We start from the raw sequence: 8,355 nt of genomic DNA, 5'->3' as shown, positions 1-8,355 counted from the left end.
TCCGGATAATTAGTGATAATACCCTCGACCTTCATATCTAAAAAGGTTTTCATATATTCTTCATCATCCACAGTAAACACATTTATGTTAGTTTTGTGCTTTTTAGCCGCTCTTATTACCTCCGCATTTACTGAAAGATAATATGGGTGAATAGCGTTTGCTCCAACAGTCTTTACATAATTATATGGCTTATAAAGCCCTTCCATATACAATACTCCAGTATCAATTTCCTTTGATATTTTTTTACATTTAGCCATAGAATAATGATTAAAACTAGATAAAATAACTTTATGTACCATCTTATGTTTATAAATTAAGTCTATAAGTTTTTGCTCAATACCTTCATACATTACTATTCCACTTTTAATTTCAAAGTTAATAATAATGTTTTTATCCTTTATTAAATAAATTAGCTCTTCAACCGTGGGTATTTTAATGCCTGTAAATTCTTCACCCTTCCAGGAGCCTGCATCTAACTTATTTAATTCTCTATAAGTATAATCCTTTACAAATCCTTGTCCGTTAGTTGTCCTATTCACCGTTTCATCATGAATAAGAACTAATACACCATCCTTTGTGAGTTGCACATCTGTTTCTAGGCCTGTACATCCCATTTCCAATGCCATTTCAAATGATAGCATTGTATTTTCTGGGAAATATGCACTTGCACCTCGGTGACCATAATTAATTGTCATTACACCAGCTCCTTTTTAAAATTTTCAGAATTTAACTTCGTAAATTCACTAATAAAGTATATGCTAATTATATCATTAACATTTCATGTTTTATCTCATTTAATGTTAAATTATTACTTTTAATTTATGAACTACTATTATCTAACTCCACAAATGCTTAACAACATCCATGTGGATGCTGTTGTCACAATCTTTAGGACTATTAAATTGACCAAGTATATTCCTAGGAATGTAAAAACTAATGCAATTAAGGATTGCTCAGAGTGTTTAAATGTATGTACAAAAAAAATCATTATAAAAATAAAAAGTAAGCGGATTACTTCCGCTTACTTCAGCTTATTTTTTAATTTGCCCATCGCCATATATAAGATATTTTGTAGTTGTAAGTTGCTCAAGGCCCATTGGTCCCCTAGCATGAAGTTTTTGATTACTTATGCCTATCTCTGCACCAAATCCAAATTCACTACCATCTGTGAATCTTGTAGAAGCATTTACATAAACACAAGAAGCATCTACTTCCTTTAAAAATCTCTGTGAATTTTTATAATTAGTAGTTATTATAGCCTCAGAATGTTTTGTTCCATATTTAAAAATATGATCAATAGCTTCTTCCATTGAGTCAACAACCTTAATCGAAAGTATTAAATCCAAATACTCAGTGGCCCAGTCTTCATCGGTTGCAACCTTAGCACGGTCAATAATACCTATTCCTTTTTCACATATTCTAATTTCTACACCTAATCCATAAAGCCTCTCAGAAAGTTTTGGTAAAAACTCACTAGCAACATCTTTATGAACAAGTACAGTTTCTACAGCATTACACACTCCCGGTCTTTGCGTTTTAGCATTAACTATTATTTCTTCTGCCATATTAAAATCGGTCTCTGCATCCACATATATATGACAAATGCCCGATCCTGTTTCAATTACCGGTACAGTAGCATTTGCTACAATAGCTTTTTTAAGTCCCTTTCCACCTCTAGGAATAATTACATCTACGTATTCATTAAGCTTTACTAGCTTATTTACAAGTTCTCTATCAACCATATCAATAAGCTGAATACACCCTTCTGGAAGTCCTGCCTCAATGCCTGCTTTTATAACAACATTAGCTAAAGCCATATTAGTATTTATAGCTTCTGACCCGCCTCGAAGGATTATTGCATTACCTGCCTTTAAGCATAAAGCTGCTGCGTCTACAGTTACGTTTGGCCTTGACTCATATATCATGCCTATAACACCTAGTGGCACTCTTACCATTGAAATATCTAAATCATTTGGCCTCTTCCATCTTTTTACTCCTTCACCAATTGGATCTGGAAGAGTCGCCACATTTTTAAGTCCGCCTGCCATTTTTTCAATTCTCTCCTGGTTTATCATTAGTCTATCAAGCATTGCAGCAGATAAATTATTTTTCTTTCCTTGCCCCATATCTATATTATTTGCCTTAATTATAGTGTCTTTATAGTCCATTAGAGCCTCTGCCATTTTTAGGAGTGCATCGTTTTTCAAATTTGTATTTGCATTACTCATAATTCTAGACGCGTCTTTCGCTAATTTCCCTATATTTACAATGTAATTGTCAAAATCCATCATTTTATCTCCTCATCTCCTATAGAATATGTAATTTAAATTAATCGTTATTTAGTGTGCTTTTCAAATAATGTACCAATCTCTATTCCTTCTAAAATATCAGTAATAACATTTGGAGTTGATCCTTCCGCTATAATCATAGCGGCATTTGAAGATGCTACTATTTCTGCCGCATTAATTTTAGTAGCCATACCACCAGTTCCGAGATCTGATCCCGCGCCCTCTGCAGACTCCCTGATTTCATCAGTTATCTCCTTAACATTATGTATCATTTTCGCATCAGGATTTGTTCTAGGATCTGAATCGTACAACCCATCAATATCTGAGAGTATTATAAGCAAATCAGCATCTATAAGCCTTGTTAGCAATGCAGATAAGGTGTCATTGTCTCCAACCATTATCTCATCAACGATTATAGCATCATTCTCATTTACTACGGGAATAACCCCTTCAGAAAGCAACATCAAAAATGTATTATGAGCATTAAAATGTCGTGCTTTATCCTCAATATCCTCATTTGTCAAAAGTATTTGTGCTGTAATTTTTCCATATTCTGAAAAAAACTTTTCATACATGTGAGTTAAAATACCTTGCCCAACAGCAGCTGCTGCCTGTTTTTCTGGTATTGTATCCAGACTTTTTTTAAACCCCAATTTGCCTATGCCAGCTCCTATAGCTCCAGAAGTTACAAAAACCACCTCAATTCCTTGGTTGTGAACATCTGCCATTTGTCTTATAAGATGTTCAATACGCTTTAAATTTAGTAATCCTGTAGAGTGGGTTAATGTTGATGTTCCCACCTTTACCACAATTCTTTTTACATCTTTTAAATGTTCTTTTCTGTTGTTCATATAAGCCTCTCCCTTTTCATTCTAATATTTTTTGACTTTTATTTTTATAACTCCAGCACATTTTTTTTAATATAAAATATATATCAGCCTATGCATCATTCTAATTTTACACCATATAACGATAAATTTCCAATCATATATTCCGTAACAAGTGACATACTTTGACTATTTCATATTTAAATAGCTAAATTTTGTATCATAGTGAATTTAATGCTATAATTAATTTATTATCATTAATCTAGGAAAATACAATTACATTTTCGCTTCTTAATTTATTGAAAATGCTCAGATTAATGACTAAATAAAAAATGTAAAGTGAGAGATTAAAATGAGAAACGCAAAATTAGAAAGAGCCATAATTAGAATAGATAATGAGATTGCCGCTCTGAATATAGCTAAAAAATACTTATCAAATTTAGAAGAAATTAATGTTGCACGCGATACTTTAAATAAGAAAAGACAGCTCCTCGCAGATGAATTATATCTTGACGATAAAAAATGTTATGAACTATGTTGTGATGATATAGAAGAAATCCTAGATAAAGAGCTCGGTGAAGACGATCAACTAGAATTGCTTGAAATGATAAAACAAAAGTTTGGAAGACAAGCTCCCAATGTATCTAAAAAAAGTAGTGGCCTTAATGCCTGGTTAAAAGAGCTTTGTATTGAATATAATTGGATTAAAAATGAAGAAATTGATTGGGATATAGTGGTTATTACTGGGTTTGGTTTATATCAATAAGGTTCAAATCGCGAGTTTGAATTAAAACCTCAAAGAAATTTTCTTAGAATATATTTATGGTATAATATACTAATTATAATGAAAAGCTGCTTTAATAAAGCAGCTTTTTTATATTTTTATTTACCTACCTCCGGAACCATTTTTGCCTCATTCTTCTTCATTTTCTTGTTATTATCACCTTTAGCTTGAACTTGTGGTGATGTAGGTCTACTCATTCCTTTTTTCGGCATAATTTTTCCTCCTTAAATTTACTTATTACATTCTTTTATTCTTTTTCTCTAAGAGTATCATTAATTTCTATGACTTCCTCTTCATTTAGACTTGTTAGGTTTAAAATTTCAATTAAGCCCATCCCTTTGTGAAGTGAATCTTGTACAAATTCAACTTCATGCTCATGCTGACCTTTGGGTAATTTTGTTCTTTTCATAAACTTGATTTTCCTCCTCTAGGTAAAAATAAGGTATTGTAATGTTCTATTACACTACCTTATTTTTACCTAGAAGATGACTTTTATTCTAAACTCGCAATGTTATATTTAATTTAATTATTATTCTATAATTTTTCATTTTGCTTATACATACGAAACATGCTAAAATTTATTTGAGGGTATTTATAATTTTTTTTTAATTCAGCTAATTTTTTCTTAAAAAATAATTATGTCATTTCCCTCTTAAAATTTATAATATTTACGTATAAAAAGATATAAGGGGTGTACAAATGAACTTGAAACTTCTTTTTCATAAAAATAAAAAAACAGTCTTGAGTTTAGATGAAGAACAAACTTTTAATATAGATGCTTTATTTCCCGAAAACCGCAGTAATTTTATTAAAGCTAATAAAGCTTTCGTTTATTCAATTACAAGCAAAATATGCAAACGGCATTTAATTTGGGAAAATGATGAAGAACTTAGTATAGCACTTATGGCTTTTAACACAGCTTGTGATAAATATGATAAAGCTAAAGGAAATTTTTATGGTTTTAGTAAAGTTATTATTAAAAACTCACTGATAGATTTTTTCAGAAAAAATAAAAATTCTCCTAATCTTATTTTTGAGAATAGTGATGGGAATATAGATTATATAGATGGGAAAAATTCCATTAACAATTTTGAAATTCAAATAGAGAATGAATTTAGAATTGATGAAATAAGTTTATTTTCTGAAGAATTAAAAAAATACAAAATAGATTTTAATTCCCTAATTAATTTATCTCCCTCCCATAAGGATACAAGAAATAATTTATTGAATGTTGCTTTTTTATGTGCTAGAGAGGAATCAATATTATGTCATTTAAAGACCAAAAGAAAATTACCATCTAAAGAAATAATACTCCTAACTTCCTCCAATAGAAAGTTAATTGAGAAATGGCGTATATACATAATTTCTTTAATACTTATAATTACAAATCCAGAATATGTATATTTAAAATCTTATCTTAATATAAAAGAGGGCGATTTAAATGATTAAAACAGGTATTATTATAAACATTTCAAATAAAAAAGCTGGTATTATGACTAGTAGTGGAGAGTTTGTATATATAAAAATTGGCAAATCATTGCCTAAGGTAGGTCAAATTCATACAGGAGAATTGTATAAAAAAAACTTATTTCTTTACAAATATGCTATAACTGCAGCTTCACTAATGTTTATACTTCTTCCTACTACTTATGCATATTCCTACTTTGCTCCAGTTACAACTATAGTTATCAATATTAATCCATCTGTTTCTCTTGAAGCCAATATTTGGAATAAGATTATTAGTTCTAAAGGACTAAATTCAGACGGCTCCCTAATATTAAATAATATTAAATTAAAAAATAAATCTATAGATGATGGTCTTGAGCTTTTAGTTAAAGAAGCTAAAACTGAAAATTTTATTAATGATAACTATCTAGACGATAAAAAAATTATTAGTGTTGATATTAAGAGTAAAAAAGATAAATCTATAGATATATCTAATTTTAAAAATATTATAGACAGTAATAAGTTAACTTTTAAAATTAATGCCACCTCAAGCAATAATAAAAGCATAAATATCACAGTTAACAATAAAAAAATAGATATTACCAATTTGAATCCTAATGTTGTGGAAAAAGAAAATTCTAACAAAAATTTAAAAAATAACAGTAATCAAATTCTAAAACCTTCAGTAGATAATAATAATAATAATATATTAGATAAAAAATCGTCCAAAGTTGAAGAAAAATTAGAAAATAGCAACAAACCTATTACGGATAAAGATAACAAAACGGGCAAAGATAAGATATTTGAAAGCAAGAATTCTAATAATAATGATGATAACAACTCATCCTCCATCAAAAATTACAATCCTTTAGATAACTTTAAAAATAGCATTCAGGATGAGACACATGAACATAATATAAATTCCAAAATTCCTAATGATGATGAATCCGAAAAAGATTCTTATGAAATACAGAAAAAATACAATTCTCTTGAACATAAACAATAACTCAATATGATATATATATACATTATAAAACAAAACTAATCATCTATAGCATATATTCTATATATTTTGCAGTATTGAAAATCTCGAATTTGTAAAAGATAGTATTAAGTTATTAAAAGGGAGGTTTTTCAATATGCGAGAAGGATTAATTCCTACTATGTTAGGTGCTGTAGTAACTGCTGCAGGAGCATCAATTTCAAGAAATAATATGAAAAAGAAAAATACGCTTCCTATGATTGAAGCAGGAGTTATTGGCTTTGGCCTCGCACACATTGTGCTCGGAGCCATAGATCTTGTAGAGCACAGAAGATAATTTGCTTTGTTGTATATGTCGTAGAAAAACTGATTAGAAAATAAAACTTCTAATCAGTTTTTTTATATTTCCATTATTATTTATTTTTAAAAATATGTTACAATATTATTGTTATAATGTTTTTCACTTTATTTCAATACACTTCACATAAAAATGACTAGAAATTAAGGAGGTTTACATATGATATTGATTAAAAATGCAAATATACATAGTATGGCTAATGAAAACTTTGAAAATGGAATGATCTTAGTGGACGACAGTAAAATTATTGCTATCGGAAATAGTATTAATCCACCCGTTAAAGCGGAAATCATTGATGCTAAAGGCAAGTTTGTTATGCCAGGGATGATTGATGCTCACTGCCACCTTGGAATGTGGGAAGACGGAATGGGCTTTGAAGGTGCTGATGGTAATGAAGCTGTTGATCCTGTTACTCCACATTTAAGAGCAATCGATGCTATTAACCCTATGGACATATGTTTTAAAGATGCAATAAACGCTGGAATAACAACTGTTGCAACCGGTCCAGGTAGCGCCAATGTTATTGGAGGACAATTTGCAATTATTAAAACTTATGGAACTAGAATTGATGATATGATTGTAAATGAGTGTCACTCTATGAAGATAGCTTTTGGTGAAAATCCTAAAAGGGTATATAATGCTCAGAAAAAATCTCCAAGCACAAGAATGGGCACAGCTGCAATCCTCCGAGAAAATCTTATTAAGGCACAGATGTACATTCAAAAGCAAACTAAAGCTTTAGAGAACCCCGATAAGCTACCTGAATTCGACATGAAAATGGAAGCACTTGCAAAGGTTATAAGAAAAGAAATTCCTCTAAAAGCTCACGCTCATAGATCTGATGATATTCTTACCGCTCTTAGAATTGCAAAGGAATTTAATGTAGATATAACCCTTGATCACTGCACAGAAGGTCACTTAATTATAGATTATTTAAAAGAAGGCATTCAAAATGGTATAATTTTAGGCCCGGCGCTATCTAATAGGTCAAAAGTTGAACTTCAAAACCTAACTTTTGAAACACCTGGAATTTTATCGAAAGCCGGCTTAAAAGTTGCTATAATGACAGATCATCCCGTTATACCACTTCAATATCTTCCTGTATGTGCTGGTATTGCAGCAAGAGAGGGTATGGATGAAGAAGAAGCTCTTAAGGCAATAACCATAAATGCTGCTGAAATTCTTGGTATAGAAGATAGAGTCGGAAGCTTAGAAATTGGGAAGGATGCTGACATTATTATGTATAGTGGACATCCCTTTGATTTAAGAAGTAAAGTAGAATTTGTAATGGTAAATGGCAACATTGTCAATAAATAACGTTTCAATAAAAAATGACCTTAACATAAATACTTATGTTAAGGTCATTATAAATTTTAAAAAGAAATTTTAGCTGCTAACATTGGTTTTAACTTGTCTTTGTTTTGCTACAGTTAAGAAAATTGCCATTGCTGCAACTCCTGCTATAATTCCTGCTGGATATGCAATCCCTGCAGATAGACTAAACCCTTCTGGTGCAATTAAAATATAGGAAATAGAAACTGCTGTCATAAATGCAGCTGGAATTGTTGCAATCCAGTGATTTCTAGCTATAGTAGCCAAGTACATACCCGCTGTCCATAATACAATGGTAGCTAAAGTTTGGTTAGACCATCCAAAGTATCTCCATATTA

10 protein-coding genes are annotated in these 8,355 nt (G+C 30.5%); 5 read left to right on the top strand and 5 right to left on the bottom strand.

Going from position 1 to position 8,355, the window contains the following annotated elements:
• The 3 genes from JJE11_RS09785 to proB form a co-directional block, all read right to left on the bottom strand.
• A partial coding sequence (locus JJE11_RS09785; RefSeq protein ID WP_291635035.1) for a glycerophosphodiester phosphodiesterase occupies nucleotides 1-695 on the bottom strand: 695 nt, incomplete at its 3' end.
• Between the two features lie 336 nt (nucleotides 696-1,031).
• Nucleotides 1,032-2,288, bottom strand: coding sequence for a glutamate-5-semialdehyde dehydrogenase (locus JJE11_RS09780; RefSeq protein WP_291635037.1), 1,257 nt, complete (start codon nucleotides 2,286-2,288; stop codon nucleotides 1,032-1,034).
• Nucleotides 2,289-2,335: 47 nt separating this feature from the next.
• The gene (gene proB, locus JJE11_RS09775; RefSeq protein WP_291635033.1) at nucleotides 2,336-3,139 is read right to left on the bottom strand and encodes a glutamate 5-kinase; all 804 of its coding nucleotides are present in this window, start codon (nucleotides 3,137-3,139) and stop codon (nucleotides 2,336-2,338) included.
• A gap of 328 nt (nucleotides 3,140-3,467) precedes the next feature.
• On the opposite strand from proB, the gene JJE11_RS09770 reads away from it, so the two are divergent.
• Nucleotides 3,468-3,881, top strand: a complete 414-nt coding sequence (locus JJE11_RS09770; RefSeq protein ID WP_291635030.1) for a hypothetical protein — start codon at nucleotides 3,468-3,470, stop codon at nucleotides 3,879-3,881.
• A 265-nt stretch (nucleotides 3,882-4,146) separates the two neighbouring features.
• Here JJE11_RS09770 and JJE11_RS09765 read toward each other — a convergent pair whose 3' ends face one another.
• On the bottom strand, nucleotides 4,147-4,308 hold the full coding sequence (locus JJE11_RS09765; RefSeq protein WP_291635028.1) for a hypothetical protein: 162 nt from the start codon (nucleotides 4,306-4,308) through the stop codon (nucleotides 4,147-4,149).
• Nucleotides 4,309-4,598: 290 nt separating this feature from the next.
• On the opposite strand from JJE11_RS09765, the gene JJE11_RS09760 reads away from it, so the two are divergent.
• From JJE11_RS09760 to JJE11_RS09745, 4 genes are all read left to right on the top strand, one after another.
• Nucleotides 4,599-5,348: a sigma factor gene (locus JJE11_RS09760; RefSeq protein WP_291635026.1), complete on the top strand. Its 750-nt coding sequence runs from the start codon at nucleotides 4,599-4,601 to the stop codon at nucleotides 5,346-5,348.
• Complete coding sequence (locus JJE11_RS09755; protein ID WP_291635024.1) at nucleotides 5,341-6,351, top strand: anti-sigma factor domain-containing protein; 1,011 nt, start codon at nucleotides 5,341-5,343, stop codon at nucleotides 6,349-6,351. Before JJE11_RS09760 ends, JJE11_RS09755 begins: the two co-directional genes overlap by 8 nt.
• Nucleotides 6,352-6,484: 133 nt before the next feature.
• Nucleotides 6,485-6,664 carry an asparagine synthase gene (locus JJE11_RS09750; protein ID WP_291635022.1) on the top strand — a complete coding sequence of 60 codons (180 nt, stop codon included), beginning with the start codon at nucleotides 6,485-6,487 and terminating at the stop codon, nucleotides 6,662-6,664.
• A 180-nt stretch (nucleotides 6,665-6,844) separates the two neighbouring features.
• Complete coding sequence (locus tag JJE11_RS09745) at nucleotides 6,845-8,002, top strand: amidohydrolase (protein WP_291635020.1); 1,158 nt, start codon at nucleotides 6,845-6,847, stop codon at nucleotides 8,000-8,002.
• A gap of 69 nt (nucleotides 8,003-8,071) precedes the next feature.
• Here the strand turns inward: JJE11_RS09745 and JJE11_RS09740 are convergent.
• Nucleotides 8,072-8,355: carbon starvation CstA 5TM domain-containing protein (locus JJE11_RS09740; protein WP_291635018.1), on the bottom strand; the 284-nt coding region annotated here is incomplete at its 5' end.

The sequence above is a fragment of the Clostridium sp. genome, from assembly GCF_016650095.1.
GTDB lineage: Bacteria > Bacillota > Clostridia > Clostridiales > Clostridiaceae > Clostridium_AD.
This window is presented reverse-complemented; position numbering and strand designations above follow the sequence as displayed.

Coding starts and splice junctions, on each gene's coding strand:
- JJE11_RS09755 (WP_291635024.1), top strand. CDS start 5,341: ATGATTAAAACAGGTATTATTATAAACATTTCAAATAAAAAAGCTGGT.
- JJE11_RS09770 (WP_291635030.1), top strand. CDS start 3,468: ATGAGAAACGCAAAATTAGAAAGAGCCATAATTAGAATAGATAATGAG.
- JJE11_RS09765 (WP_291635028.1), bottom strand. CDS start 4,308: ATGAAAAGAACAAAATTACCCAAAGGTCAGCATGAGCATGAAGTTGAA.
- JJE11_RS09745 (WP_291635020.1), top strand. CDS start 6,845: ATGATATTGATTAAAAATGCAAATATACATAGTATGGCTAATGAAAAC.
- JJE11_RS09750 (WP_291635022.1), top strand. CDS start 6,485: ATGCGAGAAGGATTAATTCCTACTATGTTAGGTGCTGTAGTAACTGCT.
- proB (WP_291635033.1), bottom strand. CDS start 3,139: ATGAACAACAGAAAAGAACATTTAAAAGATGTAAAAAGAATTGTGGTA.
- JJE11_RS09760 (WP_291635026.1), top strand. CDS start 4,599: ATGAACTTGAAACTTCTTTTTCATAAAAATAAAAAAACAGTCTTGAGT.
- JJE11_RS09780 (WP_291635037.1), bottom strand. CDS start 2,288: ATGGATTTTGACAATTACATTGTAAATATAGGGAAATTAGCGAAAGAC.